Consider the following 25,812-nt stretch of genomic DNA (forward strand, 5'->3'; position numbering starts at 1 on the left):
CTCTCCTGTCGGCCCGGACCCCACATGGAAACGCTATTCTTGCCGCCGCTCTTCCCTATCCGGAAGTGCGGCGGTTTTTTCGTGCAGTATCAGGCGCAGGCGGCCTTCTCGGCCTGTTCCATCGCCTCGGCGGTCGCTTCCAGCGCCAGAAGGATCGAGGCATGGCGGTTCTTGTATTCACGCGCAGGCATAAGTACTTCGAGACCGTCGAACGGTGCAGAGGGCGCTTCACCGCCCGACTTCAGCATTGCCTTTAGCTCGTCACGCGCCGTTTCGATCTCGGCACGGGTGCGTCCGATCACGGCCTCACCGACAACTGCTGCCGAAGCCTGGCCAAGCGCGCATGCTTTGACGTCTTGGGCGAACTCAGCGACCCGGCCATTTTCGAGCTTGAGATCAACAGTCACTGTCGAGCCGCACAAGGGCGAACGCTTCTTGACGGTCGCATCTGGTGCGTCGAGTCGGCCCAGATGGGGTATGTCGGCTGCAAGCGCCAGTATGCGCCCGGAGTATAGCTTTATCAGGTCGTTTTCGCCGGACATGGCTTTCCCTCGTCTTTCGTTCTCAATAGATAGTGGCCGATCGCTTCGATGCAAAAGGTTTTCCATCATGTCCAGTCCGCAGAACTTCACCACTGACAGCCTGAGCTATAATGACGCCGGCCTCATTCCGGCCATCGCACAGGACGCGCAAAGCGGTGAAATACTGATGATGGCCTGGATGAACGCGGAGTCGGTTCAGAAAACACTGGAGACAGGGCGCGTGACCTACTGGTCCCGTTCCCGCCAGAGTTTCTGGGTCAAGGGCGAGAGCTCGGGCCATGTTCAGGAGCTGGTTGATTTCCGGGTGGATTGTGATCGCGATTGCTTGCTCGTGGTTGTCAATCAGACCGGGCCAGCCTGCCATACCAATCGGCGCAGCTGTTTCTACACTGCGGTCAGAGACGGCGAAGAGGTCGAGTTGATGAGCCCGGAATACTAGGTTCGGGCCATGTGCAGCCTGACCATTTTCCGAATGTCGGCCGGGCTTGCACCGTCGCCACGGTATTTTGAGATGGCGCGGGCATCGTCGCGCTTGGCAAGACGTTTGCCGGCCGCGTCCCTGACCAGGCGGTGATGGTGATAGATCGGAACCGGGAACCCCAAAAGCGTTTGCAGCAATACATGGATTCGAGTCGCCTCGAACAAGTCTTCGCCGCGCACGACATGGGTTATTCCTTGATCCGCGTCATCGATCACGACCGAAAGGTGATAGGACCCGGCCATGTTCCGGCGCACGAGAACCACATCGCCAATCGTTTCGATCAGGTCATCCGCCTTCAGGGCATGAATGCCGGAGTACCTCTGGCCTGTTTCGTTGAATGTCGATAAATCAACGACATCCACAGCTTTCTTGATGTTCAGTCTGATGACGTCGTTTGGACCTGCGTCAGACATGGGACGATGTCGACAGGTCCCGGGATAAATCCGCCCGTCAGGCCCGAATTGAGGCATACCTTCCTGCGGTGCACCCGCTGCGGCGTCAATGTCGGCCCGCTTGCAGTTGCACGCATAGGTCAGTCCCATCGCGCTAAGTTTCGATACCACTTTGGCGTAATGTGAGTGACGATCCGATTGGCGCATGACGGGGTCGGGCCAAGTCACCCCGAGCCAGCGCAGATCCTCGTAAATCTGCCGTTCCCAAGCGTCGCGGGACCTGCTTTGGTCGATATCTTCAATCCTCAGCAGGAACTCACCTCCTGCCGCTTTGGCCATGTCATAGGCCAGCAAAGCCGAATAGGCATGGCCCAGATGCAGCGGACCCGTCGGTGAAGGTGCGAAACGTGTTCTGAAGGTCACGTCTTTTCAACGACGTATACATTTGCCTTCAAGTTGTGGCCGGGCAGGTGAGGGCCATATTCTTTACTCAGCAAGCGCGCTGCACCGATGTCCAGCCATTCGCACAACCGCCCCTCGTAGCTTGCATCGGCCAGAGCATGGTCATTGAAGGAAAACGCAAGCTTGCCGCCGCGAGGCAGGGCCTTCATCAGCATGTCGAAGGTTTTAGGGGGCGCCGCGCCCACTCCGATAACACCGGTTGCCGTGATCAGCTCATACGCGCCTTCCGCGATCGGAGTCTCGTCATCGAGGTCCAGTAGCGACAGGTCGCGATAGGCGCCTTTTTCACGCGCGCTTTCGAGCATTCCGGGTGACGGATCCATCCCGTCAATGACCTGAAAGCCAGCTGCGCGCAGCGCGACACCCGAAAGACCTGTGCCACAGCCGAAATCGAGCACAGGTTTCGTTGGTTCGGACACCCGTTTCCACAGTGCATCAGCAACGCGTCCAGGTGTAGCGTAACCGTTCTCCGCGATCTCGGCATCGTAGGTCGACGCCCAATCATCGTACAGATCGCGGGTCTCCTTGGCATTTCGCGCCTTGTAGACGGCATCAAGAAATTTCTCGGACATGTATCAAGGGTCTCGGCTGATCGAAGCGGTGTCAACCGTTTTCCAGTCAGACTGATCCTTGCATGATCCAGTCATAGATAGAAAAACGCGAAATCCTCCTCCGCGATAACCGAGCTTTCCACATCCTTTAGGCGGATGCTGCCATCATGCCAGCGGATCATCGTATCCAAGCCATCTGCCTCGATGGTAAGCGCGTCGAAGGACAACCCGTCGAAGCGAAAACTGTCTACGCCATCCGTGTAATCCGTGATCGTATCATCGCCCATTACGAAATTGGGCCGGAAACGGAACAGATCCGATCCGGCGCCGCCAGACAGCAGGTCATCACCCATGCCACCGTCTATCGTGTCGTTGCCAAGACCGCCCTGAACCACGTCGTTTCCCCAGCGACCTCGCAAGATATCGTTGCCGTCGACGGCGGTCAGGGTGTCTTGACCGAACCCTCCGATAACAGTGTCGTTTCCACCGCCAGCGGAATCGACGAACAGGTCATTGCCCTGGTTGGTCCAGATGAAGTCGTCGCCCGCGCCGCCATTCAGCGTGTCGTTTCCATCACCGCCGTACAAGGTGTCGGAATCGGCCCACCCGGCAAGCGAATCCGCCCCGTCACCGCCATCGATCACGTCATTCCCGTCATGACCGATCAGTACGTCCGCGCCGCTGCCGCCTTCGATGTGGTCGTCGCCATCCAGCGCTTCGACCGTATCGTTACCGGGGCCGGCAAGCAGGGTATCGTTTCCGATATGCCCGTGCAGCTCATCCGCGCCGCTACCGCCGAAGATCGAGTCCGCTCCCGCATCCCCATGGAGCGTGTCGTTGCCATCGCCGCCGAAGATCGTGTCGTTCGCCGCGCCGCCGTAAATCGAGTCGGCATCTGCCTGGCCCGACAACAGGTCACGTCCGGCATGGCCGTACATTACGTCCCTGCCATTGCCTCCGAACGCGCTGTCATTGCCGATGCCCGCGTATAGCGAGTCGTTGCCGTCCGCTCCGGACAGGCGATCGTTTCCGGCTTGTCCGCGCAGGATGTCCCATCCATCGCCCCCTCGAAGGTCGTCGCCATCATCGCCGCCATTCATCGTGTCGGCGGAGCCTCCGCCCAACATCAGATCGCTACCCGACCCGCCGAGAAGAAGATCACGCCCCGGACCGCCGTCGAGCGTATCGTCGCCATCGAAATCGTCTTCCAGCCGATCATTGCCTCCCAGGCCGATCAGCATATCGTTGCCGGAAAGGCCCAGCAGCGTGTCATCGCCGGGTCCGCCAATCAAGACTACCATCTCTTCATCCCCCCAAGGACATCATACATGGCGAAGGGAATAGCGGCTATGACGTTAATTCATGCAGGTTCGACACCTGTTTCGGCGCAGCTGTCTAGCCATGCTGCCCAAGCCTGTTTTGCTCGGTCGGTATAGGCCTTGTAACGATCTTTGCGTCCCCGTCGTCCCCCCTTGAGACCGTCCACAGGTCGGAACAGGCCGAAATTGACGTTCATCGGCTGGAAGGTTTTGGCGTCGGCTCCACCGGTGATGTGATGGATTAGGGCGCCCATCGCGCTGTCCTGCGGAACAGGCGGTAGCGGGCGCTCTAGGATCTCGGCTGCTGCCAGGCGACCGGCCAGCAGGCCCATTGCGGCCGACTCCACGTACCCTTCGACCCCGGTGATCTGCCCGGCAAACCGGATATGACGCCGCGACCGAAGGCGCATCTGCTCGTCGAGGAGCGTGGGGGAGTTCAGGAACGTGTTGCGGTGTATGCCGCCCAAACGGGCAAAGCGCGCTTCTCCGAGGCCCGGGATCATCCGAAAAACCTCGGTCTGTGCGCCGTACTTCATCTTCGTCTGGAACCCGACGATGTTGTAGAGCGTGCCAAGTGCATTGTCGCGCCGCAGCTGGACGACCGCATAGGGTTTTTCGTCGGGCTTGTGCGGGTTGGTCAGGCCGACCGGTTTCATCGGGCCGTGACGCAGGGTTTCGCGCCCTCGTTCGGCCATGACCTCGATCGGCAGGCAGCCATCGAAGTACCCGGCTGTCTCGCCCTCGTGGAACTCGGTCTTGTCTGCGGCCAGCAGCGCGTCGATGAAGGCCTCGTATTCCGCACGTGTCATGGGACAGTTGATATATGCGGTTCGCTCTTCCTCGGTGTCGCCCTTGTCATAACGCGACTGGCGCCAGGCCACGTTCATGTCGATGCTTTCGGCATAGGCGATCGGCGCAATGGCGTCGAAGAAGGCCAGGGAATCCGCGCCTGTCGCCTTGGCGATCGCTTCTCCCAGGGCAGGCGAAGTCAGCGGGCCGGTGGAAAAAATCCAATGCCCGTGTTCTGGAAGATCGATCACTTCTTCTTCGGTCACTGAAACGCGGGGATGCGATTTCAGCCGGTTGGTGACCGTTTCCGCGAACGGGTCGCGGTCGACGGCCAAGGCGCCGCCTGCAGGCAAACGGTGTGCGTCGGCACTGGACATGATCAAGCCATTGGCCGCCCGCATCTCCCAATGAAGAAGGCCCACGGCATTCTGCTCGTCATCATCCGAGCGGAACGAGTTCGAACAGACCATCTCGGCCAGGCTTCCAGTCCGATGGGCAAAGGTCTCGACCTTGGGGCGCATTTCGTGGATGACCACGTCCACACCCATCTGCGCGGCCTGCCATGCCGCCTCGGACCCGGCCATGCCGCCGCCTACGATATGCAGTTTCTCTGTCATGAGGCGCGACATAGGGCAGGGTGGGGCAATGCGCAACGGCCATGTCACGGCGCCACGCGGCTTGCACGATTTAACGAGTGGGGGTGTCGCTGTTTTGGGGTCGCCGCTGCGGGAATGTCGCGCTGGAGAGAGAGCCAGCTAGGAGGAACCTTCCGCCCGCGGCGACCCAAAATCATTGCGGCCGAAGCCGATGACAGAGAAATGCCACGTTCTTGCCCTTTTTTAAAGGGCGAATTTGGAAACAATTTGTCTCGATTGATGCCAAACGCGCTGTCACTGGCTCCAATCCGGTGGTCTTTTCTCGATAAAGGCGGCGATGCCTTCCTCCGTATCACGGTTAAGCATGTTTTCGACCATCACCTCGCCCGTATAGGCGTAGGCCGCATCGACAGGCATCTGTATCTGGTTGTAGAACGCTTCCTTGCCGATCTTCACTGCCGAGCCGAGTTTTGCCGCGACGGTGTTGGCCAGGGCTTGCGCCTCTGTCCCCAATTCATCGATTGGGGCCACGCGATTGACGAGGCCCAGTTCGCGGGCGCGCCCGGCCTCGATGAATTCGCCTGTGGTCAGCATTTCAAAGGCATGCTTGCGCGGAATGTTTCGCGACAAGGCAACCATGGGAGTGGAGCAGAACAGCCCGATATTCACACCGTTCACGCCAAACCGGGTGCCCTCGGCGGCGACGGCCATGTCGCAGCTGGCGACAAGCTGGCAGCCAGCTGCCGTGGCGATGCCGTGCACCTGAGCCACGACAGGTTGCGGCAAGCCCCGGATCGTCGTCATCATCCGGGCGCAGCGGTCAAAGAGATCCTTGAAGTAGGCCCTGCCGCCATCTTCTGCCTGTCTGCCGGCGGTCATCTGCTTGAGGTCGTGACCGGCGCAGAATGCCTTGCCGGCACCGGACAGCACGATGACACGGATCGAGCGGTCGGTTTTCAAGGTGTCGAACGTTTCCTGAAGCGCGGCGATCATCTCGTCGCTCAGGGCGTTGAGGCGTTCGGGCGCGTTCATCGTCAGATACGCGACAGCGCCCGCGTCGTTACGTTCCAGAATTGCCATCTTGCTCTCCCAAAGAAACTCGGGGCAACTCTAGGCGCAAGTAACAAGGAGTAAAAGCATGGCGCTGGCACTGGCCAAAGAAGAATTGTCGGAATACCTCAAACAGGTCTTTCCGCAAGTCGCCGAGGATTTCGCGCTCGAACGTCTGGACGAAGACAGCCTGACAATGCGCCTCTTGGTGACCGATCGACACTTGCGCCCCGGTGGGACGGTTTCGGGGCCATCCATGTTCGGTCTGGCCGATGTTGCGGTCTACGCGATGGTGCTGGCGCGAAAGGGCCGGCAGGCGTTGGCCGTTACCACCAATTGCTCGATGGACTTCATGCGCAAGCCCGAGGGAGCCCGGGACATGCTGGCCGATTGCCGGCTGCTAAAGCTGGGTCGTACGCTCGCTGTGGGCGATGTTCTGATGTACTCAGAAGGCTCGGACAAGCCGGTGGCCCGTGCCACGATGACCTATTCGCTGCCGCCCGAAGGGTCTGCCGCGGCGCGCATGGGCTAAGACGAAAAAAGGCCGGGGAGAACCCCGGCCAGGAAGAAGTCCCTGGGGACAGGGACAGGGGAAACACTCAAATCTGCCAAAAGGCGCGGCGCGCTTCGTTATGCGCCGCTCTCGGTGTAAGGCCGACATCTTGCAACAGACGATCATCCAACTTGCCCAGGTTCAATCGCGTGCTGCGGCGTCGTTGCCATAGGGTGACCGTCGCCGCGAAACGTACCGCAAGCGCAGCGATCAGCGGCAGCCGTGGGCTGGCGTTCAGCAACGTGAGGGGGCGGTGATGGATCGCACGGGTCATGATCGTGGCCTTTCAGTTTGTATTGACACAATCCGTTTTGTCTTGGTACGAAATACCGATACAATCAATGATGCACCCTGCGCAAAAGAAAGATTGTAATGGATACAATTTGGCCCGAGGCGCTACCAACCCAAAGCGGCCCGAAATACAAGGCCGTGGCGAACACGATACGGCAAGCAATCGACGCAGGGACACTTGCGGTGGGGGCCAAGCTGCCCCCGGTGCGTGACCTTGCTTTTCGATTGGGCATCACGCCAGGAACCGTGGCGCGGGCTTACACCATCCTGACGGATGAGGGGTTGCTGTCGGCCGAAGTGGGGCGCGGGACCTTTGTCGCGCCACCGAAGTCACCTTTGCTTGACGATGTCTGGTCGCGACAGCTGCACCTACTGGAACAGGCTGATCCAGACCATGTGAGCCTGTTCAGCCCGCGTCTCGCCGACGTGGGGCAGGTGGCCCTGATGCGCGAGTGCCTGTCCAAGGTGGCACAGGCCGATGCCGCATTGTTTCTCAACTACCCTACACGCGATTCCTATCTTCCACTGCGCCATGTCGTGGCGGACTGGCTTTCGACTCTGCCTCTTGGTCCATTGACGCCCGAGGACGTTGTATTGACCCATGGCGGGCAGAATGCGCTTTGCGTCACGTTCCAGACGATCCTGAAATCGCCGAAACCAACGATCGCGGTCGAGGAACTGTCTTATGCCGGGTTTCGCAGGGCAGCGGAATTGATGCGGGCCGAGGTCGTGGCCGTCGAGATGGATGGGCATGGCGTATTGCCGGACGCTTTGGAGGCGGCCGCACGTCAGCACAGGGTGCAGGCGGTCTGCGTTTCGCCCGAGGTTCAGAACCCGACCGCATCGCACATGCCACTGTCACGGCGGAAGCAGATCGTCGACGTCGCGCGCCGTCATGACATCCAGATCGTCGAGGATGATTGTTACCGCATCGGCGAGACGCGTGCGCCCAGCTTTCGCGCGCTGGCGCCCGAACGGGGGTGGCATATTGCGTCCATATCCAAGACGTTGACGCCCGCGTTGCGCGTCGGCTTTGCCGTCGCTCCCGAAGGCCGCGGTCCGGATTTGCGTCGCGCAGCCGAGTATGGCTTTTTCGGGCTTGCCCAGCCGCTGGCGGAACTGATCAGGTTGATGCTGTCCGATCCGCGAACGCCCGATCTGGTGACGAAGGTCCGGCGCCGGATGTCGGATTACATTCGTGTCACGGTGAATGCTCTCGGCAGGTTCGACTTGGTATGGGACGCAGAAATTCCTTTTGTCTGGTTGAAGTTGCCGTCTGGTTGGCGGGCTGCCGCGTTCACGCGTGCGGCAGAGAAGGCCGGGGTGCAGATCCGGTCGGCGGATGAATTCGCCCTGCGCGACGGACGCGCGCCGAACGCTGTACGCATCGCAATGAACGGGCACGTACCACTGGACACGTTCGAAGCTGCCATGCTTCGCCTCCGGGCCCTGCTGGATAATCCGCCGGAGCAGATCAGCGTATGAATCAGATTTTGGGGTATATTGATACCTATTTTGTAAGGTGTTGTTTTGTAATGAAAATACAAGGATCGAGCCGCTTGACGAGGAAATGAAGCTTCTCTAAAAGCCGACCATCGAATTCGGACCGGCCTGTTCGCAGGTCGGTCTTTCACATCAAACAGGATCATCCTGCCATGAAAACCTTTTCTGCAACTCCGGCAGATATCGACAAGAAGTGGATCCTGATCGACGCCGAGGGTGTCGTTCTGGGCCGCCTCGCTTCGATCGTTGCCATGCGCCTGCGCGGTAAGCACAAGGCGTCTTTCACCCCGCACATGGACATGGGCGACAACGTTATCATCATCAACGCCGACAAGGTGCAGATGACCGGCAACAAACGTCAGGAGAACTTCTACTGGCATACCGGCCATCCCGGCGGCATCAAGTCGCGCACCAAGCAGCAGATCCTCGAGGGTGCACACCCCGAGCGCGTGGTCTTCCAGGCCGTCAAGCGCATGCTGCCCGGCAACCGCCTGTCGCGCCAGCAGATGACCAACCTGCGGATCTACGCCGGTGCCGAGCACCCGCATGACGCGCAGAACCCCGAGATTCTGGACGTAAAGTCCATGAACAAGAAAAACACCCGGAGCTGATTCAGATGGCTGACGAAATCAAGACGCTCGACGAGCTCGCCAAGGCCGTGACCGACGATATCGGCGCCGTTCAAGGCTCCACTGCAGAAGACCTCGAAATCGCACGCGAGCCCGTTCGTGATGAACTGGGCCGTTCCTATGCCACCGGCAAGCGGAAGGACGCGGTTGCCCGCGTCTGGATCAAGCCCGGCTCCGGCAAGGTCGTGGTCAACGGCAAGGAAATGGCAAAATACTTTGCACGTCCCGTGCTGCAGCTGATCCTAAACCAGCCCTTCCAGGTCGCCGGTGTCGAAGGTCAGTTCGACGTGATGGCGACCGTCAAGGGCGGTGGTCTCACCGGTCAGGCCGGCGCGGTCAAGCACGGTATCTCGAAAGCGCTGCAGCTTTACGATCCCTCGCTGCGTGGCGCGCTCAAGGCCGCCGGCTTCCTGACCCGCGACAGCCGCGTGGTCGAGCGTAAGAAGTATGGCCGTGCGAAAGCGCGCCGCAGCTTCCAGTTCTCGAAGCGCTGATCGCCAACAGGCACAAAGATCAAAGGCCGCGCACTTTGCGCGGCCTTTTTTGTTGGCGCTATTCTCTCGGTGCCGGGACGTACCAGTCGTCGAACTGCGAACAGTCCTCCAGCACCCGAACGTATCCCTTTTCGGTCAGCAGGGCGTGGATCGGTTGGCGTTGAGGCTGGAAGTTGTGCTCGATCGTCATGGCGCCGAAACTCCACTTGTCGAAATCGACGGCCGTCAGGATGTCGAGCTCGCTGCCTTCTGTATCTATCGAGATGTAGTCGATATGCGCGGGCGCACCGTGACTTTCGAGAAGGTCATTCAGTGAAATCGTTTCAACCTCGTAGTTTTGTCCCCTTAGTCGCCGGGTGGACTTGACGAAGGTCGAAATGCCCGAGTTCTCGCCCCGCGGCGCCTCGGTAAAGCCCAGTTTCTCGCCGCTGGCATTCCAAACGCAACGCGTCTCGATCGTACAGCTGCGGTTCTTCTTTAGATCGTCATGCCAGCCGCGTGCCGGCTCGGCCAGGATCCCCCGCCATCCGAACGCGTGCTCGAGAAGATGAGTGTTGTTCAGCTCCACACCGTCCGTCGCACCGAACTCCACGAAGAACCTGTCGCGCTCGAACCCGTTGCGGGACAGTGCGAAAAGATCTTGCCGTAACTGAGATTTCGACTGGTCCAGCAAGTCGATGCAGCGGCTTCGATACTCCGGTTCAACGGCCTTGAGGAAGCCAAGGTCGAACCAGGCCTTTTCCCGTTCCTTGAGTTGGCGCAGGCGATCGCGGCGGACGAGGGTGGTGTTCGAAATAGAATGGCTCACGGGTGCTGCTCCTCCACACGGTCCCTTCGGTCATAGCGAGCCACCATGTCTGCGGCAAGCGCTGGCGTCAGTCCTGTTCGATCAGGCCCAAGCCGCGCAGGTAGATCCCGATGCCGCTTTCCAGCAAGTCCTCGGGCGGAAATGGAGAGGCCCCGCCGTTATTGCGCGCAAACAGTTCAACGACTCCGTGGCTCATCGCCCAGATATGTGCGCTGAACATCGATGCCGGCGGCCTTTTTTCGGGAGGAATATGCTGCGACAAGTCTGCCGCCGCCTTTTCAAGAACCGATTTGGCCCGTGCGGCGGCCGCAGCCAGTTCAGGCGTGCGGTTGACCGAAATCGAGCTTTCGAACATGGCGATGTAATGGCCAGGATGTCTGCGCGCAAAAGCAAGGTAGGCGCGACCGGTGGCCTCGAACGCGGCGAGGGCCGAGGGTTGTCCCTTGTCATAGGCGTATTGCATCAAGTCGGCGAACATTTCAAAGCCCTGCCGCGCGGCCTCGGCAATCAGGTCTTCGCGCCCGTCGTAATGACGATAAACGGCGGCAGGGGTTACCCCGGCCTTCTTTGCAGCCTCCGACAGGGTAAAGCCCGTGGGGCCTTTCTCCTCGATCAGCGACAGGGCAGCATCCATCAGCGCCTGCCTGAGATTGCCATGGTGATAGCCGCGTTTAGGCATCCCAGAGCTCGGGGCCTCCGCAGACTTTTTCGTCTATCTTGCCGATGGCCTTGATGTCCTTGTCGTCGTAATCCAGCCCGTGCAGCAAGGTTCGGATCGCAGCAAGGCGCGCCCGTTTCTTGTCGTCGGACCGGATGATTGTCCATGGAACGTAGGTAGAGTGGCTGCGCCTGAGCGTTTCTTCGATTGCTTCTGAATAGGCATCCCACTTTCCCAAGCCATCAACATCGATCGGGCTGAGTTTCCAATGCTTGAGCGGATCCTCTTCCCGCTTGAGGAAGCGGTTCAGCTGTTCCGCCCGACCGACATTGAGCCAGAACTTGAAGATTCTGATGCCGTCGTTCTCCAACCCATGCTCCAGCGGAAGTACCTGACGGAAGAACCTTTCGCGCTGTCTGTCTGTGCAAAAGCCGAATACCTTTTCGACGACACCACGGTTGTACCAGCTGCGATCAAAAAAGACGATTTCGCCCCCCGAGGGCAGATGGGTGATGTAACGCTGGAAATACCATTGCGTCCGTTCCGCGTCCGACGGTTTGGCAAGGGCCACGACGCGCGCGCCACGTGGATTAAGATTTTCTCGGAACCGTTTGATTGTGCCGCCTTTTCCGGCCGCATCGCGCCCCTCGAAGATGCATAGAACCCTCTGGCCCGTCTCTTTGACCCAGGACTGCATCTTGACCAGTTCGATCTGCAATGCGTCCATCTGCTTGTCGTACGACTTGCCCGACATGCGTTCGTCGTAAGGGTATGCTGGGTTCAGGATTTCGTCCTTTCCCGCATCCAGAACGCGCTTTTTTATGTGCTTGGGGGCTTCCTCGTGCAGGAAACGGGCAATTGCCCCGTGCTTCACCTTGGTCATCCGGCGCCTCCCAAAGAAATCCGTAACTTACTATATGATATGTGAATCGGATTAACGCAAACCCGCGCGTGCAGCAGCCCTGTCTACCGCTTGGACGATCTCTTCGGGAACGGCATGGTGAAGCATGTGTCCTATGCCGGGCAGGACGGTCAGGTTCGCACCGGGGATCTGGTTTGCCAGGTTGGCGGAATGAAGGGACAGCGCCACGGTGTCGTCGGCATCGCCATGCACGATTTCTGTCGGCACGGCAATTTCCCCGTAGCGGGTATGCAGCGCTTCGATTTCATCGAGCAGGTTCGCCCGCTGCATCGCGTTTGCTCGCAACGACACGCGCCGCAAGGTAAGCGCGGGTCCGAAATGACCGGAATACCCCTCCGGGACCGATTGCGGGTCGAAGGCGCGTGCAACGGCTGTTTCGACATATCCGTCAGGCACGAAAGCGGTCAGCATCGGCACCACGAGGGTCGAACCGACTGGGTGCGAGGTCACTTGGTACAGAGTGTCCAGGGGCGTGGTCCAGGGGTTCGATGCCGCGGCAAGCGGAACCAGCGCGGATACACGGTCGGGCTGGTTCACCGCCCAGGCCAAGGCAACAGCGCCGCCATAGCTGTGTCCCACGACGACCGGGCGCTCAGCCCCCAATAGCACGGCTGCGCGCGACAAAAGCTCTGCCTGCTGCGTGATGGTGGCACCGCTGTCGTTTACCCGTTCGGTAAAACCTAGGCCGGGCCGGTCGAACGCGATCACGCGGTATTTCTCAGCCAGCAAGGGAGCAAGGCGAAAAGTCATATCCCGCGCATTTCCGCTGGAGCCGTGGATAAGCACGACATCCGGGCCTTGTCCCGACACAACGGCATGAACCTCGACACCGTCGACTTCGATCAACTGCCCATGAGGCGGAAAGCTGGCATTCGCCCGCGCCTCGTGCCGACGTGCAAAAAAGGCGGTTGCGGCTGCAAACAGCGCGATGCCCACAAGGGCGAAGAGCAGGAGTTTAACGGCCAATTGCATCCAGATCGAAAGGCGTGGTCTGATAAATCTCGTTGATCCAGTTGCCATATAGAAGATGCGCGTGACTTCTCCAGCGGTTCTGCGGCGTTTTCGTAGGATCGTCGTCAGGGTAGTAGTTGATCGGCACGTTGATAGCCGTTCCGGAGGCGATGTCGCGGTCGTATTCCTGCTTCAGCGTGTCACTGTCATATTCGAAATGGTTGAAGATGTAGAGCGCGCGATGGTCCGGGTCCTCGACAAGGCAGGGGCCGACCTCGTCACTGCCGAGGAGCGTCTGCAACCCTTCGACGGTGTCAATCTCGTCCTGTTTCATCTCGGTCCAGCGGCTGACGGGAACCACGCAATCGTCCGAGAAGCCCCGCAAATAGGGGGAGGCCGGCGCCATGTTGCGATGACGGAAGCAGCCGAACGCCTTGTGATCCAGCATGTGTTTCTTCACGCCGTGAAAATGGTTGATCATCGCCATGCCGCCCCAGCACACGCCGAAGGTGGAATGCACGTTTGTCTGCGTCCAGGCAAAGACCTCGCGTAACTCATCCCAGTAGGTCACCGCGTCGAACTCGAGATGCTCGATCGGCGCTCCGGTGATGATCAGCCCGTCAAACTTGCGGTCCTTCACGTCCTGGAAAGGTTGATAGAACTCTTCCATGTGTTCGGCTGCGGTGTTTCGGGTCTGATGCTCGGTCATCCGGATCAGGCTCAATTCGATCTGAAGCGGCGTCGCTCCGATCAGGCGGGCAAACTGGTTTTCCGTCTGAATCTTCTTGGGCATCAGGTTCAGCAATCCGATATGCAGCGGCCTGATGTCCTGTCGGGCTGCCTGATCCTCGGACATGACCATGACGCCCTCGCGGGTCAGAACGTCATAGGCAGGCAGGTCGGCGGGGATCTTGATCGGCATTTGGGAAAGCTCGAGTTGTCTTCGGGAAAGGGCGACTTAAGACGCGGCGCGCGGCGCGGCAAGGGCCTGTGCAATCACGTCCTCGAAATCGGTCGCGTCACGCACGCGTGCCATGTCCTCGGCTTGGACCGAAACACCCCAGTTCCGGGCCATTGCAGCATATCGCGGTTGACGGTGTGCAAGCGCGCGGGCATAGGTCCAACGGATGAAGGCATCGGGATCCACAGCATCCGGCGCTGCCCCGGTTTCGGCCAGATAGCCGTCCCAAACCTCTGCCAGGAATTCCGGCTGATAGGACATCGGTTTCGGTGCCTTGTCGAACCGGCGTATCAACTCTTCGGTATGGGCCTCGTTGCCCTCGATCCAGATCATGAGCGTGTGCTTGGCCAGTTCCGACAGGACCGGGTCGGACGGGTTGTCAGGGTCGACCCACTCGCAGATCGATCCGCCCGTATCGCATATGAAATGCGGGTAGCCATAAAGGCGCTCGGCCCGATCGACGAAATACTCGGTGTCCAGCAAGGCGTGGATCTCGGCCAGGCGGAATTGCTCCTGCCTGCGTCGGTACTCTGAAATCGGCAGTCCGCCGCGCGCTTCGTCACCGGGCTTGCCGAGGTAGGCAGAGACCGGTGTAAGGTTCGAAAATGAGATGTTGGAACCGATGTAGATCGAGTCGGACATCAGCAGATCGCGCAGGAAGGGCACCTTCATCGCGTGGGCCTTTGCGTTGTCGGTGATGTACTCGCCCATGTAGCGGGTGCCGATGCGGTAATCGATCGAGTAGTGGAACCACTCGCCCTGATCGCGCAGGATGTTCGAGACATGGGTCTTGCCAAGGCCAGACATGCCGAAAAACAACACGCGCTTGCGCTCTGCCGCGCGCCAGTCATCCGCCGAAGCATAGATCATGTGGTTTTGTCCCGTTAGTTTTCGCCCTTGCTAGACCGCACCGCTGGGCGGGTCAATCGCGTGCACGGGCTCGCGACCGGGGCCAGAGCGTGCCGTTGAGCACCAAAAGCCCCAAGGCCAGCAAAGCGAAACCGGCAAAGGCCTCTGGCCGAAGCGTTTCGCCCCTCACCCATGCGCCAAGCAGGATCGCGACAGGCGGAATGACAAGGGTCACCAGCATCAGGTTGCCGGACCCGGCCATCGCCAGCACCCTATAGTAAAGCAAATAGGCCCCGGCTGTCGCGATCAGCGCGTAATAGGCGATGGCAAGCCAGCTGGAGGCGCTGAGGCCCAGGTCCGGCGGTCCGTCTATCAGCAATGTCAACGGCACAAGAACAAGGGTCGATCCCGTGAGCATTCCGGCAGCGGCGACCTGCGGGGACAACCCCGACAGTTTCGAGCGGGCCCAGGCCGCAGCGCAGGCATAAGAGACCGTTCCGCCGAGCACGGCCAATTGGGCAAGGCTGCGCGGATCGAACTGTGTCAGCGCGTTCAGCCCAATAGCCGTGGCCACGCCCAGAAATCCCATGGCGACGCCGACGGCCTTTTGAAGGGTGAGCCGTTCGTCGGCAAAGACCATTGCTGCGACGATCACACCGAAGACCGCCGTCGCTGCATTGAGGATCGATGTTAGCCCTGTCTCGATATAGAGTTGCCCCCAGGCCATGAGGCCGAAAGGGATGACGTTGTTGAGAAGGCCCATCACCAGGAAGGCACCCCAAACATTGGGCGCGCGGGGAATGGGCAGGCGCATTGCGAACACCGCCAGCCAAAGGGCCAGCATTGCCCAGAAGACCCGGTGCAGAACGCTTGTCAAAACCGGCACTTCGTCAAGCGCGACCCGGATGGCCAGAAACGAACCGCCCCAGATCAGCCCAAGCAGTAAAAGCTCGGCCCACGCGCGCGCAGAGAGAGATTGCTGTGTCATATGGCTATCTCGCCTGCGATATCGCCTCAGGCGACCCGGTTCTTGCGCCTTTCGGCGAGGATGTTGAGATAATTGCCACCGAAAATGACGGCAGCCCCGAGCAGCACCCACATGTCGAGCGGTTCACCATAAAGAATCATGCCGATGACCGCGATCGTCGGCAAACGCGCAAAGTCGAACGGCACCACGACTGTGGCTGGCGCGACCGACAGGGCGTTGGTGATGCAGAAATGCGCAAGAAGACCTGCAAAGCCTACAAGCACGAGCCAAGGGAGAGTTTCCGCTGTGGGTGCCTGAATCTGCCAGTCCCAACCGGCGGCGACGAGCCCAAAGACCGCCTGCATCACGGTGAGCCAGAACATGATGCAGGCGATCGGCGCAATCTGCGTTAGCTTTTTTGTCGAAATCGTTGTCAATGCAAAGAAAATGGCCGCCAGCGCGGCCGCGCCGACGCCGATGCTCAGGGTGGCCGCGCCGGGACGCGCGACGATCAGGATGCCTGCGAAGCCGATCATGGCGGCCAGCAGGCGCACGGGGGTAAGCCGTTCACCCAGCAGGAGCGGCGACAGAACGATGACCCAGAGCGGTTGGGTGAACTCCAGCGCAAAGACCTGCGCCAGCGGAATCGCCGTCAGTGCGAAGAACCACAGGTTCTGCCCGGTGAAATGCACCGTGTTGCGCAAGACGTGAAGCCCGAAATGATCCGTCGATACCTGGTGCCAGATTCCGCGGACGGAAAGAATGAGCGAAACGACGATGATGCCGACGAAGCTGCGATACATCATGATCTCGAACGTATCATGCACCGCGCCCAGTTCGCGTCCCGCCACGGCCATGGACGAAAAAGAGGCAATCGCCCCGGTCATCCAGAGCGCGGCCTTGCCGATCTCGGCGGGCTTGTGTTGCATGACGATACCTCCCGCCGGCTACGAGGACCGTGAACGCGCACGAAGGTCAAGCCTGTTTCGCCCTGTTTGAAACCTGCGCGCGAGGTTATAGATCTTGAATTGCACTTTGCGAGATTCGAGACGATCCATGTTTTTCAGGTTTCTTTCCCTGGCCGCCGTTGCGCTGACCTTGCAGTCGGCCCCCGTTTCGGCCGAATTTCGTATCGCTTTTGACGGGTCCGGTCTGCAGCGATGCACCACTGGCCGCCCGGCGGTCGTCAATAGTCCGGCATTCCGCATCTCCGGTCTGCCGGCCGGCACCAAGGCGGTTCGGTTCCGGCTCAAGGATCTGGACGTGCCGCATTACGACCACGGCGGTGGCTGGGTCGAGATGACCGGAGATGGCGTCGTGCCGCCCGGCAAGTTCCGCTACAAGAGCCCGTGTCCGCCCGGACGGGTCCATCAATATGAATGGACGGCTGTAGCCAAGACGAAACTTGGCGGCGGAAAGACGTTGGGAACGGCAAAGGCCCAGCGAAAATATCCCGAGTAGGATGGGCTCCCGCCCCCTGTGGCACCGCCCTTCGGGCGCTGTCCTCGGCGTTGGGCCGGGCCGCGCCTGCGGCGCGGCCTAGCTCGCACGTGCCGGGATCACTCCCACTCGATCGTTCCCGGGGGCTTCGAGGTTATGTCATAGGTGACGCGGTTGATGCCCTTCACCTCGTTGATGATGCGCGTTGCGGTCTCCCCGAGGAAGTCATGCGTGAACGGGAAGTAATCCGCCGTCATCCCATCGACACTCGTGACTGCGCGCAGGGCGCAGGCGTAGTCGTAGGTGCGCCCGTCGCCCATGACACCGACCGTGCGAACGGGCAGGATGGCGACAAATGCCTGCCAGATCTCGTCATAGAGCCCATGCTTGCGGATCTGGTCTATATAGACCGCGTCCGCCTTGCGCAGGATCTCGAGCTTGTCGCGGGTGATCTCGCCTGGGCATCGGATCGCAAGGCCTGGACCGGGGAAGGGGTGACGGCCGATAAAACTGTCGGGCAGCCCCAATTCGCGGCCAAGGGCACGGACCTCGTCCTTGAACAGTTCGCGCAGCGGTTCGACCAGTTTCAGGCCCATCTTTTCGGGCAGTCCACCCACGTTGTGATGCGACTTGATCGTGACCGAAGGACCACCGCTGAAGGAGACGGATTCGATCACGTCGGGATAGAGCGTCCCTTGGGCAAGGAATTCGGCGCCGTCGATTCTGTCGGCATGTTTCTGGAACACGTCGATGAACAAACGTCCGATGGTCTTGCGCTTTTCCTCTGGGTCACTGACGCCCTCGAGTTCGCCAAGGAACAGGTCGGATTCGTCGGCGTGGATCAGCGGGATGTTATAATTGTCGCGGAACATCGACACGACTTCGTCGGCTTCGTTCAGACGCAACAGGCCATGATCCACAAAGACGCAGGTCAGCTGATCGCCGATCGCCTCGTGGATCAACACGGCCGCGACCGAGGAATCGACCCCGCCCGACAGCCCGCAGATCACCTTGCGATCGCCGACCTGCTCGCGGATCTTGCGGATCGCTTCGTCCTTGTAGGCGGCCATGGTCCAGTCGCCGGTAAAGCCGGCCATGCGGACGAAGTTTTCCAGCATGACCTTGCCGTTTGGCGTATGATGCACCTCGGGGTGGAACTGAACCGCGTAGAACTTGCGCGCCTCGTCCACGATCATCGCGTAGGGCGCATTGGGAGAGGTCGCAACGACTTCGAAACCGGGGGCAAGCGCGGTGACACGGTCGCCGTGACTCATCCAGACCTGTTCGCGCCCGCTTTCGGCGAACAGGCCGGCGAAAATGCCGTCAAGAGAATGGCCATCGGCCGGCGTCACATGGGCCCGGCCATATTCGGCGTGATGTCCGCCTTCGACGCGGCCGCCGAGCTGTTCCATCATCACCTGCTGGCCATAGCAGATGCCGAAAACGGGCAAGCCCATCTCGAACAGTGCCTGTGGCGCGCGCGGGCTACCCTCGCGCGTGACGCTGTCGGGGCCGCCGGACAGGATGATCGCCCGGGGTGAAAGCGCGCGCAGGCTTTCCTCTGTCACGTTCTGGTAGGGATGGATTTCGCAATAGACATTCAGCTCGCGCAGGCGACGCGCGATCAGCTGGGTTACCTGGCTGCCGAAATCGACGATGAGAAGGCGGTCATGGCCGGAACTGGGAGTGCTCTGCATGGCTTGCCAATAGTCAAGCGCCGTGAACCGCGCAAGTGCTGATCGGAGGTCGACATGAGGACCTCGGCCCAGTGGCGCCCGGTCGTGTCGTTTTGTGACATACACCATGGCTCGACATGGACCGCTGCCCGTGGTTCAGGCGCGAATGTCGCTTTTCACCGCTAGAGGCCGCAATTCTCTCAGGCGCATCGTCGCCCCGGCGCTAAAAGAAGCCAATCCCAGGATCCCTTGATGAGGAATGAGAATGGCTGAAGCAGCAACTGCCCGTCGACGGAGCCGTGGCGGCGGTGGTGCGGCGCGTCGCGCCGAGCGCACTGCGGTCAAGATCGAAACCGCCCGTTACATCGAACGCAACATCCCGAATTTCGAGGTGTTGAACGAAGAGGCGCTGCAGGTCATCGAGACCAACGCCGAAACGGTGCTGGAAGAGGTTGGTGTGAACTTCGTCGACAACCCTGCGGCGCTGGAACGCTGGCGCAATGCCGGTGCCGACGTTCAGGGGGAACGGGTCCGTATTCCGCGCGGTCTTGCGCGCGAACTGATCAAGACCGCGCCCAGCCAATTCACGCAACATGCCCGCAACCCTGAAAAGTCGGTGGTGATCGGAGGGCGAAACCTTGTCCTCGCCCCGGTCTACGGTCCGCCCTTCGTGCGAGATGCCAATGGGGGCCGTCGCTATGCCACGATGGAGGATTTCCGCAAGTTCGTGAAACTGGGATACATGTCGAAATGGCTTCACCACTCCGGCGGCACGGTTTGCGAACCGACGGACGTTCCGGTGAACAAGCGCCATCTGGACATGCTGCACGCGCACATGACCCTGTCGGACAAGCCCTTCATGGGCTCGGTCACCGACCCGTCGCGGGCCCGAGACTCGGTCGAGATGTGCGAAATCCTGTTCGGCAAGGATTTCGTGCAAGAGAACACGGTGATGACTTCTCTCATCAACATCAACTCGCCGATGACCTTCGACGACGTGATGATGGGCGCGCTCGAGGTGTACGCCGAAGCGAACCAGGCCTGCATCATCTCTCCGTTCATCGTCGGCGGCGCGATGGCGCCGGTTTCCGTCGCGGGAACGTTGACGCAGGTTCTGGCCGAGGTGCTGGCGGGTATCGCCTATTCCCAGATCGTGCGACCCGGTGCTCCGGTGATCTTTGGGGCTTTCGTGACCTCGATCGACATGAACTCTGGTGCGCCGACCTTCGGAACGCCCGAAGCGTCGCTGATTACCTATGGCGCGGGTCAGCTGGCACGGCGGCTGAACCTTCCATATCGCTCGGCGGGGTCCTTCTGCGGATCAAAGCTGCCCGACGCGCAGGCTGCTTATGAAACGGCGAACTCCCTGAACATGGGGCTCTTGTCAGGCGTGAATTTCATGTTGCACGCCTGTGGTTGGCTCGAAGGCGGTCTTGTCGCCGATTTCGAGAAATTCGTGATGGATGCCGACCAACTCGGTACCTTGCACGGCCTTGCGCGTGGCGTGGCTTATGACGAGAACGCGCAGGCAATGGATGCCATCCGCGAGGTCGGCCCGGGCGGTCATTACCTCGGCTGTGCACATACGCAAGCCAACTTCAAGGAGGCGTTCTGGAAAACCCAGGTTCTCGATTACAAACCTTTCGAGACCTGGGAAGAGGAAGGAGCGCGCGATACGCGCACATTGGCCTCCTTGCGGGTCGAGCACCTGCTGAACACCTATCAGCAACCCGAGCTCGACCCGGAGATCGCGGCAGCGCTTGCCGCCTATGTCGCCGAGAAAAAGGCGTCTGTCCCGGACGCCTTCATGTGATCAGACCGCCGGAGCGCGGCTGGACTTTACCAGCTGCGCCTCGCCCATCATCGCGATGAGCAGGTCCAGATGACGCACGAGGGAATAGGCGGCGTCGTCACTCTGGCGCTGTTCGTCCAACCCGCGCTCTAGCTCCATCAATTGCATCAGCGCGGCCCCCGGACGGGGCAGGGCGCCATAGCCCAGGATACGTTGCAAGTGGCGGTCCCGGTTGTATTCCTGCGCCCCCATGCGCGCCGCCCGCACCAGAAGCCGAGGCCGCCGCAGAGTCGATAGCATTGTCGTCAGATCGTGCATGGCCTGTCCCTTTCCAAACACTGAATATCGAATGCCATCTTTTTGCCACAACCATTGCGGGTGTTGCGGGTGGTTCAATTTGACCGTTCGATGGTTTCAGGAGTGTTTATTATTTGGAAACAATTATCTGTTTCACCTTGTGATCTTAACAATGCAGTAACCAATGCAATTCTAGGTTGTGGATTGTTCGTGGGATAACAAGGTCAGTGTTCTTGCCGTTGAGGATGTGCCGACATGACTGAGACCTCTGCATTCGCCGCCCCTGCCTGGGTGCCCGAGGGGGCCCTGAACTATCTCGCCCATACCGAGGCTGGTCGGTCGATCCGGGATCTGGCGCGGGGGGCGGGCTGCCATGCCTCGACCATCCTGCGTCAGATCAGGAGAGTCGAAATGCGACGCGACGACCCGCTTGTCGATGCAGCCCTGCAATCGCTGGCCCAGACCCATTTTCCGCCGCTTGCGCTGCCTGATCAGAACGTGACCGAGGCGGATACCACGCCCGATAATGCCACCTTTGACCGCGAAGCCATGCGCGTGCTGCGTCGCATGTGTGAAACGGGTGCAGTTCTGGCCGTGGCCGAAGACATGGACAAGGCGGTTGTCGTGCGCGACGATCGCGCCGGCGGCAGCACCCGCACGGCCGTTGTCGATTGCACCATCGCACAGGCGCTGGCGCTCAAGGACTGGATCAACTGCGACAAGCCTGCCCGCATCAGCCGCTACCACATCACGGCGGCCGGGCGTACGGCGCTCGGGCGGCTGCTGGCCGAGGCCGAGAACCGAGCCCGCAGGCAGAAGGAAACCGGTTTCGCCGAAGCGCAAACCCCGTTCGGCGGCGCGCCTTCCGTCGCATCCGATCAGAGCGATGATGTCCGGCACTGCGCGCGTCGCATGCGTTACAGCAGCACCGAAAGCCCGCTGGCGGCCCTTGCTCGGCGCAAGGATCGCGATGGCCAACCCTTTCTGGATGAAGAGCTTGTGCGCGCGGGAGAGCGTCTGCGCGAGGATTTCGAATTGGCACAGATGGGCCCGCAAGTCGCCCAGAACTGGGACAGGTTCCTGACCGGCGGGGGGCGTGGAAGTTTCCGGCCCGACATGCAATCGACCGGCGGGCATACCGGTGCGCGCGACAGGGTGGCGCGGGCGCTTTCGGACCTTGGCCCAGGTCTTAGTGACGTCGCACTGCGCTGCTGTTGCTATCTCGAAGGGCTCGAGCTTGCGGAAAAGCGGATGGGGTGGTCTGCGCGATCGGGCAAGATCGTGCTGCGGATCGCGCTCCAGCGGCTGAAGCGCCACTACGATGATCAATCCGAAAGCGATCGGATGATCGGCTGAACCAAGGGCCCGCCAATCCGGCGGGCCCTGTTCGTTTCCGGCTTATGCCATTTCCGGCGCGCGGGCCTTTTCCAGCCAGGACAACAGCGTCTCCGGCGAGGACTCGCCATACGGATCCTCGGGGCAGTTATCCATGAGGCCGGGCTCTTCGAACCAAGCTTCGATCACGCCATCCTTGATGATCGCGGCGTAGCGCCACGAGCGCATGCCGAAGCCAAGGTTATCCTTGTCGACAAGCATGCCCATCTTGCGCGTGAACTCGCCCGAACCGTCGGGGATGACCTTCACGTTCTCGAGGTTCTGCGACTCGGCCCATTTGTTCATGACGAAGCTGTCATTGACCGACATGCAATAGATCGCGTCGATGCCCAGCTCGCGGAACGTCTCGAAATTTCCCTCGAAACCCGGCAGTTGGTACGTGGAGCAGGTCGGCGTGAACGCACCGGGCAGCGAAAAGAGGATCACACGCTTGCCGGCAAAGTAATCGGCCGTGGTCATGTCCTGCCAACGATAGGGGTTAGGGCCGCCAACCTCCTCGTCTCGGACACGGGTGTGGAATGTAACTTCGGGCAGTTTCGCACCGGTTTTCATGGGGGATATCTCCTGCTTTGTTCCTCCCGAGCACCGAGTAGAATGATTCCAGTTCGGTCTCAACGACGTTTCAAGTGCCGGCGCATAGTGTTGAATTCAGGAAAAACAGGGCATTACAAGGAAAAGCTCAGTTATCGCAGGTCAGCCATGCCCAAGACGCATGGCGGGAATGCCGGGTCCGCGGGCGCGTCCTTGCGCCACTGGTCCCAGCCATTACCTTGAGGTATCTTGACCGCCAACCGCGAATACTCAGGGGAGACCCACGTGCGAGACCTAAAGATCCCCCAGCAACGCCACCCGGAAAAGGCGCATCGCCCGGACCAGGCGCAGCCCAAGAAGCCCAGCTGGATCCGCGTCAAGGCGCCGGGCGGAAAAGGGTATGCCGACACACACAAGATAATGCGTGAAAACAACCTCGTCACTGTCTGCGAGGAAGCCGGCTGCCCCAACGTCGGCGAATGCTGGAGCCAAGGCCACGCGACCATGATGATCATGGGCGAAATCTGCACCCGCGGCTGCACCTTCTGCAACATCGCGACAGGACGGCCGGATGCGCTGGACGCGTTTGAACCCGGCAGGGTGGCCCATGCGGTCGAAAAGCTCGGCCTCAACCACGTCGTCATCACCAGCGTCGACCGCGATGACCTCGAAGACGGTGGTGCCGAGCACTTTGCCCAGACCATTCGCGCCGTGCGCCATCGTTCGCCGAGCACGACCATCGAGATCCTGACCCCCGATTTCCTGAAATGCGCGCCGGAGGTCCTTGAAACGGTCGTCGAGGCCAAGCCGGACGTGTTCAACCACAACCTTGAAACCGTACCCGGCCTGTATCCGTCGGTCCGGCCCGGTGCGCGTTACTTCCACTCACTTCGACTGTTGCAGCGGGTCAAGGAACTCGATCCTTCGGTTTTCACCAAGTCCGGCATCATGGTCGGCCTCGGCGAAGAGGGGCAGGAGGTTCGGCAGGTCATGGACGACATGCGCGCGGCCGATGTCGATTTCCTGACGATCGGCCAGTACCTGCAACCGACACCCAAGCACCATGGCGTGGATCGGTTCGTGACTCCCGAGGAATTCGAAGGTTACGAAAAGGCCGCCTACGGCAAGGGCTTCCTCATGGTCTCGGCCACGCCCCTGACGCGTTCCTCCTACCATGCAGGCGACGACTTCGCCCGCTTGCGCGACGCAAGACAAAAGCGCCTCGCAGGGGCATAAGGATCAAGCGCGGTTCCGTCGCGGATGGTCTGCAAGGCTGCGAACTTCCCACGGCGGGGCGGCGATAGGCAGCGGGCGGCGAAACTGGGTCGCACCGGTTTCGCGTCGCACACGTGATCTGAAAGCCGTCCGTATCCTCACCTGTCGCAAGAGTTCAACCGGACAGACCGACCCGCGGAATACGTCCGGGTGCGCGTGGCTCGCGCGTCGCCCAATCAGGCCAGAGCCCGGCATACTCGATCCCTAGGATGACGAGGCAGACCACCACCACCACCAACACAAGCTTGACCCGCTGTGCCGAGGGCGGGTTGCGGACCCAGTACGACATGCGAAGGAAATGCAGGAAATTCATGGCTTCAGTCTGATCGGCGCATGTTCTGCTGTCCAGCCTGCAACTTGCGCCAAGTCACCAAGGGGGAATGTCGCGGGCTTTCCATCAGATTTGCGAAGATGCGTGCAGCGCAGCGGAACCAAGCCTTGACTTGTCCGGGTGCCAATGAAACCTTTTCGTCAGGAGAGACTGATTTTTCAGATGCTTGGCCGAAAGAATGCCCTTATATGCCCGTCTTCCGGCCGGACAGCGCCGCAAAGGATGCGGAATCACGTCTTTTCGACCGACAAAAAAACACTGGGAGTCCACTCAATGAAACATGTCAGCAAGCTCAGCCTGGCTGCGCTCGCCACGGCCGCTTTCACCGCCCCGGCAGCGATGGCCGAAGAGTTCATCACCATCGGTACCGGCGGCGTGACCGGCGTCTACTATCCCACTGGCGGCGCGATCTGCCGCCTGGTGAACAAGGGCCGCAAGGATCACGGCGTGCGCTGCTCGGTCGAATCGACCGGCGGCTCGGTCTACAACATCAAGACCATCCGCGAAGGCGAACTGGAATTCGGCGTCGCACAGTCGGACTGGCAGTACCACGCCTTTAACGGCTCGTCCGAAAACTTCGAGGCCGACGGTCCCTTCGAAGGGCTGCGCGCGGTCTTTTCGGTTCACCCCGAACCCTTTACCGTGGTTGCACGTTCCGATGCCGGCATCTCGACCTTCGACGATCTCAAGGGCAAGCGCGTCAATATCGGCAACCCCGGTTCCGGCCAGCGCGGCACGATGGAAGTCGTGATGGAAGCCAAGGGCTGGACGATGGACGATTTCGAGCTCGCGACCGAGCTGAAGGCGGCCGAACAGTCCGCCGCGCTCTGCGACAACCAGATCGACGCGATGATCTACACCGTGGGCCACCCCTCGGGTTCGATCCAGGAAGCAACGACCGCCTGCGACTCCGTCCTCGTCAGCGTAGATGGCGAGGCCATCGACCAGCTGGTTTCGGACAACCCGTTCTACCGCAAGGCCACGATCCCCGGCGGCATGTATCGCGGCAATGACGATGGCACCGCCACATTCGGCGTCGGCGCGACCCTCGTGACTTCGGCCGATGTGTCCGAAGAGGCCGTGTATACGCTGGTTTCCGCCGTGTTCGAGAACTTCGATCAGTTCAAGGGCCTGCACCCCGCCTTCGCCAACCTCACGCCCGAGGAAATGGCCAAGGACGGTCTGTCCGCGCCGCTGCACCCCGGTGCAGAGAAGTACTACAAGGAAAAGGGCTGGATCGAGTGATCCCGACCTAACCACCGGACGGATGGCGGCCCTCGCGCCGTCCGTCCTTTTCCCGCAAGGGC

At 60.6% G+C, this 25,812-nt stretch carries 28 protein-coding genes and 1 pseudogene; 10 read left to right on the plus strand and 19 right to left on the minus strand.

Going from position 1 to position 25,812, the window contains the following annotated elements; translation table 11 throughout:
* Positions 1 to 89: 89 nt before the first annotated feature.
* Complete coding sequence (locus ACFORG_RS21785) at positions 90 to 542, minus strand: iron-sulfur cluster assembly scaffold protein (protein ID WP_386737697.1); 453 nt, start codon at positions 540 to 542, stop codon at positions 90 to 92.
* A 48-nt stretch (positions 543 to 590) separates the two neighbouring features.
* Here ACFORG_RS21785 and hisI point away from each other — a divergent pair.
* Positions 591 to 981 (plus strand): annotated as a pseudogene (hisI, locus tag ACFORG_RS21790) (phosphoribosyl-AMP cyclohydrolase).
* Here hisI and gluQRS read toward each other — a convergent pair.
* The 5 genes from gluQRS to ACFORG_RS21815 all read right to left on the minus strand — a co-directional run bounded on the left by gluQRS (position 978) and on the right by ACFORG_RS21815 (position 6,212).
* Entirely contained in the window at positions 978 to 1,838 is an 861-nt protein-coding gene (gluQRS, locus tag ACFORG_RS21795; protein ID WP_386737698.1) for a tRNA glutamyl-Q(34) synthetase GluQRS, read from the minus strand. The pseudogene hisI and the gene gluQRS overlap by 4 nt on opposite strands.
* Positions 1,835 to 2,449: a class I SAM-dependent DNA methyltransferase gene (locus tag ACFORG_RS21800; protein WP_386737699.1), complete on the minus strand. Its 615-nt coding sequence runs from the start codon at positions 2,447 to 2,449 to the stop codon at positions 1,835 to 1,837. Before ACFORG_RS21800 ends, gluQRS begins: the two co-directional genes overlap by 4 nt.
* Before the next feature lie 71 nt (positions 2,450 to 2,520).
* On the minus strand, positions 2,521 to 3,729 hold the full coding sequence (locus ACFORG_RS21805; RefSeq protein ID WP_386737700.1) for a calcium-binding protein: 1,209 nt from the start codon (positions 3,727 to 3,729) through the stop codon (positions 2,521 to 2,523).
* Between the two features lie 59 nt (positions 3,730 to 3,788).
* Positions 3,789 to 5,153: a methylenetetrahydrofolate--tRNA-(uracil(54)-C(5))-methyltransferase (FADH(2)-oxidizing) TrmFO gene (trmFO, locus tag ACFORG_RS21810; RefSeq protein ID WP_386737701.1), complete on the minus strand. Its 1,365-nt coding sequence runs from the start codon at positions 5,151 to 5,153 to the stop codon at positions 3,789 to 3,791.
* 273 nt (positions 5,154 to 5,426) lie between these two features.
* A complete protein-coding gene (locus tag ACFORG_RS21815) occupies positions 5,427 to 6,212 on the minus strand; it encodes an enoyl-CoA hydratase (protein WP_386737702.1) in 786 nt (261 codons plus the stop codon).
* Between the two features lie 58 nt (positions 6,213 to 6,270).
* Here ACFORG_RS21815 and ACFORG_RS21820 point away from each other — a divergent pair, with 58 nt between their 5' ends.
* On the plus strand, positions 6,271 to 6,714 hold the full coding sequence (locus ACFORG_RS21820) for a PaaI family thioesterase (RefSeq protein WP_386737703.1): 444 nt from the start codon (positions 6,271 to 6,273) through the stop codon (positions 6,712 to 6,714).
* 67 nt (positions 6,715 to 6,781) lie between these two features.
* On the opposite strand, the gene ACFORG_RS21825 is transcribed toward ACFORG_RS21820, so the two are convergent.
* Positions 6,782 to 7,009 carry a DUF1127 domain-containing protein gene (locus tag ACFORG_RS21825; RefSeq protein ID WP_386737704.1) on the minus strand — a complete coding sequence of 76 codons (228 nt, stop codon included), beginning with the start codon at positions 7,007 to 7,009 and terminating at the stop codon, positions 6,782 to 6,784.
* A 98-nt stretch (positions 7,010 to 7,107) separates the two neighbouring features.
* Between ACFORG_RS21825 and ACFORG_RS21830 the strand changes: the two genes are divergently transcribed.
* The 3 genes from ACFORG_RS21830 to rpsI all read left to right on the plus strand — a co-directional run bounded on the left by ACFORG_RS21830 (position 7,108) and on the right by rpsI (position 9,652).
* Positions 7,108 to 8,511, plus strand: a complete 1,404-nt coding sequence (locus ACFORG_RS21830; RefSeq protein ID WP_386737705.1) for an aminotransferase-like domain-containing protein — start codon at positions 7,108 to 7,110, stop codon at positions 8,509 to 8,511.
* A 170-nt stretch (positions 8,512 to 8,681) separates the two neighbouring features.
* Positions 8,682 to 9,140 (plus strand): 50S ribosomal protein L13, encoded by a 459-nt coding sequence (rplM, locus tag ACFORG_RS21835; protein WP_386737706.1) that lies wholly within the window; start codon positions 8,682 to 8,684, stop codon positions 9,138 to 9,140.
* Positions 9,141 to 9,145: 5 nt separating this feature from the next.
* A complete protein-coding gene (gene rpsI, locus ACFORG_RS21840; RefSeq protein ID WP_386737707.1) occupies positions 9,146 to 9,652 on the plus strand; it encodes a 30S ribosomal protein S9 in 507 nt (168 codons plus the stop codon).
* A 58-nt stretch (positions 9,653 to 9,710) separates the two neighbouring features.
* On the opposite strand, the gene ACFORG_RS21845 is transcribed toward rpsI, so the two are convergent.
* The 8 genes from ACFORG_RS21845 to ACFORG_RS21880 all read right to left on the minus strand — a co-directional run bounded on the left by ACFORG_RS21845 (position 9,711) and on the right by ACFORG_RS21880 (position 16,697).
* A complete protein-coding gene (locus ACFORG_RS21845; RefSeq protein ID WP_386737708.1) occupies positions 9,711 to 10,460 on the minus strand; it encodes an FkbM family methyltransferase in 750 nt (249 codons plus the stop codon).
* A gap of 67 nt (positions 10,461 to 10,527) precedes the next feature.
* On the minus strand, positions 10,528 to 11,139 hold the full coding sequence (locus ACFORG_RS21850; RefSeq protein ID WP_386737709.1) for a TetR/AcrR family transcriptional regulator: 612 nt from the start codon (positions 11,137 to 11,139) through the stop codon (positions 10,528 to 10,530).
* On the minus strand, positions 11,132 to 12,001 hold the full coding sequence (ppk2, locus tag ACFORG_RS21855; RefSeq protein WP_386737710.1) for a polyphosphate kinase 2: 870 nt from the start codon (positions 11,999 to 12,001) through the stop codon (positions 11,132 to 11,134). Before ppk2 ends, ACFORG_RS21850 begins: the two co-directional genes overlap by 8 nt.
* Positions 12,002 to 12,052: 51 nt before the next feature.
* Entirely contained in the window at positions 12,053 to 13,012 is a 960-nt protein-coding gene (locus tag ACFORG_RS21860) for an alpha/beta fold hydrolase (protein ID WP_386737711.1), read from the minus strand.
* Complete coding sequence (metA, locus tag ACFORG_RS21865) at positions 12,996 to 13,913, minus strand: homoserine O-acetyltransferase MetA (RefSeq protein WP_386737712.1); 918 nt, start codon at positions 13,911 to 13,913, stop codon at positions 12,996 to 12,998. The genes ACFORG_RS21860 and metA overlap by 17 nt, the downstream gene beginning before the upstream one ends.
* 36 nt (positions 13,914 to 13,949) lie before the next feature.
* The gene (locus ACFORG_RS21870) at positions 13,950 to 14,822 is read right to left on the minus strand and encodes an ATPase (RefSeq protein WP_386737713.1); all 873 of its coding nucleotides are present in this window, start codon (positions 14,820 to 14,822) and stop codon (positions 13,950 to 13,952) included.
* Between the two features lie 52 nt (positions 14,823 to 14,874).
* A complete protein-coding gene (locus ACFORG_RS21875; protein ID WP_386737714.1) occupies positions 14,875 to 15,789 on the minus strand; it encodes a DMT family transporter in 915 nt (304 codons plus the stop codon).
* 26 nt (positions 15,790 to 15,815) lie between these two features.
* Positions 15,816 to 16,697 carry a DMT family transporter gene (locus ACFORG_RS21880; protein ID WP_386737715.1) on the minus strand — a complete coding sequence of 294 codons (882 nt, stop codon included), beginning with the start codon at positions 16,695 to 16,697 and terminating at the stop codon, positions 15,816 to 15,818.
* 127 nt (positions 16,698 to 16,824) lie between these two features.
* Here ACFORG_RS21880 and ACFORG_RS21885 point away from each other — a divergent pair, with 127 nt between their 5' ends.
* A complete protein-coding gene (locus ACFORG_RS21885; RefSeq protein ID WP_386737716.1) occupies positions 16,825 to 17,229 on the plus strand; it encodes a hypothetical protein in 405 nt (134 codons plus the stop codon).
* A 98-nt stretch (positions 17,230 to 17,327) separates the two neighbouring features.
* Here ACFORG_RS21885 and guaA read toward each other — a convergent pair whose 3' ends face one another.
* Positions 17,328 to 18,905: a glutamine-hydrolyzing GMP synthase gene (gene guaA, locus ACFORG_RS21890; protein ID WP_386737717.1), complete on the minus strand. Its 1,578-nt coding sequence runs from the start codon at positions 18,903 to 18,905 to the stop codon at positions 17,328 to 17,330.
* Between the two features lie 244 nt (positions 18,906 to 19,149).
* On the opposite strand from guaA, the gene ACFORG_RS21895 reads away from it, so the two are divergent.
* Positions 19,150 to 20,697: a trimethylamine methyltransferase family protein gene (locus tag ACFORG_RS21895; RefSeq protein WP_386737718.1), complete on the plus strand. Its 1,548-nt coding sequence runs from the start codon at positions 19,150 to 19,152 to the stop codon at positions 20,695 to 20,697.
* Here ACFORG_RS21895 and ACFORG_RS21900 read toward each other — a convergent pair whose 3' ends face one another.
* Positions 20,698 to 20,994: a DUF6477 family protein gene (locus ACFORG_RS21900; protein WP_386737719.1), complete on the minus strand. Its 297-nt coding sequence runs from the start codon at positions 20,992 to 20,994 to the stop codon at positions 20,698 to 20,700.
* 234 nt (positions 20,995 to 21,228) lie between these two features.
* On the opposite strand from ACFORG_RS21900, the gene ACFORG_RS21905 reads away from it, so the two are divergent.
* Positions 21,229 to 22,329 (plus strand): DUF6456 domain-containing protein, encoded by a 1,101-nt coding sequence (locus ACFORG_RS21905; protein WP_386737720.1) that lies wholly within the window; start codon positions 21,229 to 21,231, stop codon positions 22,327 to 22,329.
* Positions 22,330 to 22,371: 42 nt separating this feature from the next.
* On the opposite strand, the gene ACFORG_RS21910 is transcribed toward ACFORG_RS21905, so the two are convergent.
* Positions 22,372 to 22,920, minus strand: a complete 549-nt coding sequence (locus tag ACFORG_RS21910) for a peroxiredoxin (protein WP_386737722.1) — start codon at positions 22,918 to 22,920, stop codon at positions 22,372 to 22,374.
* A 264-nt stretch (positions 22,921 to 23,184) separates the two neighbouring features.
* On the opposite strand from ACFORG_RS21910, the gene lipA reads away from it, so the two are divergent.
* The gene (gene lipA, locus ACFORG_RS21915) at positions 23,185 to 24,135 is read left to right on the plus strand and encodes a lipoyl synthase (RefSeq protein ID WP_386737723.1); all 951 of its coding nucleotides are present in this window, start codon (positions 23,185 to 23,187) and stop codon (positions 24,133 to 24,135) included.
* 154 nt (positions 24,136 to 24,289) lie between these two features.
* Here the strand turns inward: lipA and ACFORG_RS21920 are convergent, their stop codons facing one another.
* Positions 24,290 to 24,487 (minus strand): hypothetical protein, encoded by a 198-nt coding sequence (locus ACFORG_RS21920; RefSeq protein WP_386737724.1) that lies wholly within the window; start codon positions 24,485 to 24,487, stop codon positions 24,290 to 24,292.
* Positions 24,488 to 24,778: 291 nt separating this feature from the next.
* Between ACFORG_RS21920 and ACFORG_RS21925 the strand changes: the two genes are divergently transcribed.
* Entirely contained in the window at positions 24,779 to 25,750 is a 972-nt protein-coding gene (locus tag ACFORG_RS21925) for a TAXI family TRAP transporter solute-binding subunit (RefSeq protein ID WP_386737725.1), read from the plus strand.
* Positions 25,751 to 25,812: the final 62 nt, after the last annotated feature.

The sequence above is a fragment of the Lutimaribacter marinistellae genome, from assembly GCF_042648365.1.
GTDB lineage: Bacteria > Pseudomonadota > Alphaproteobacteria > Rhodobacterales > Rhodobacteraceae > Lutimaribacter_A > Lutimaribacter_A marinistellae.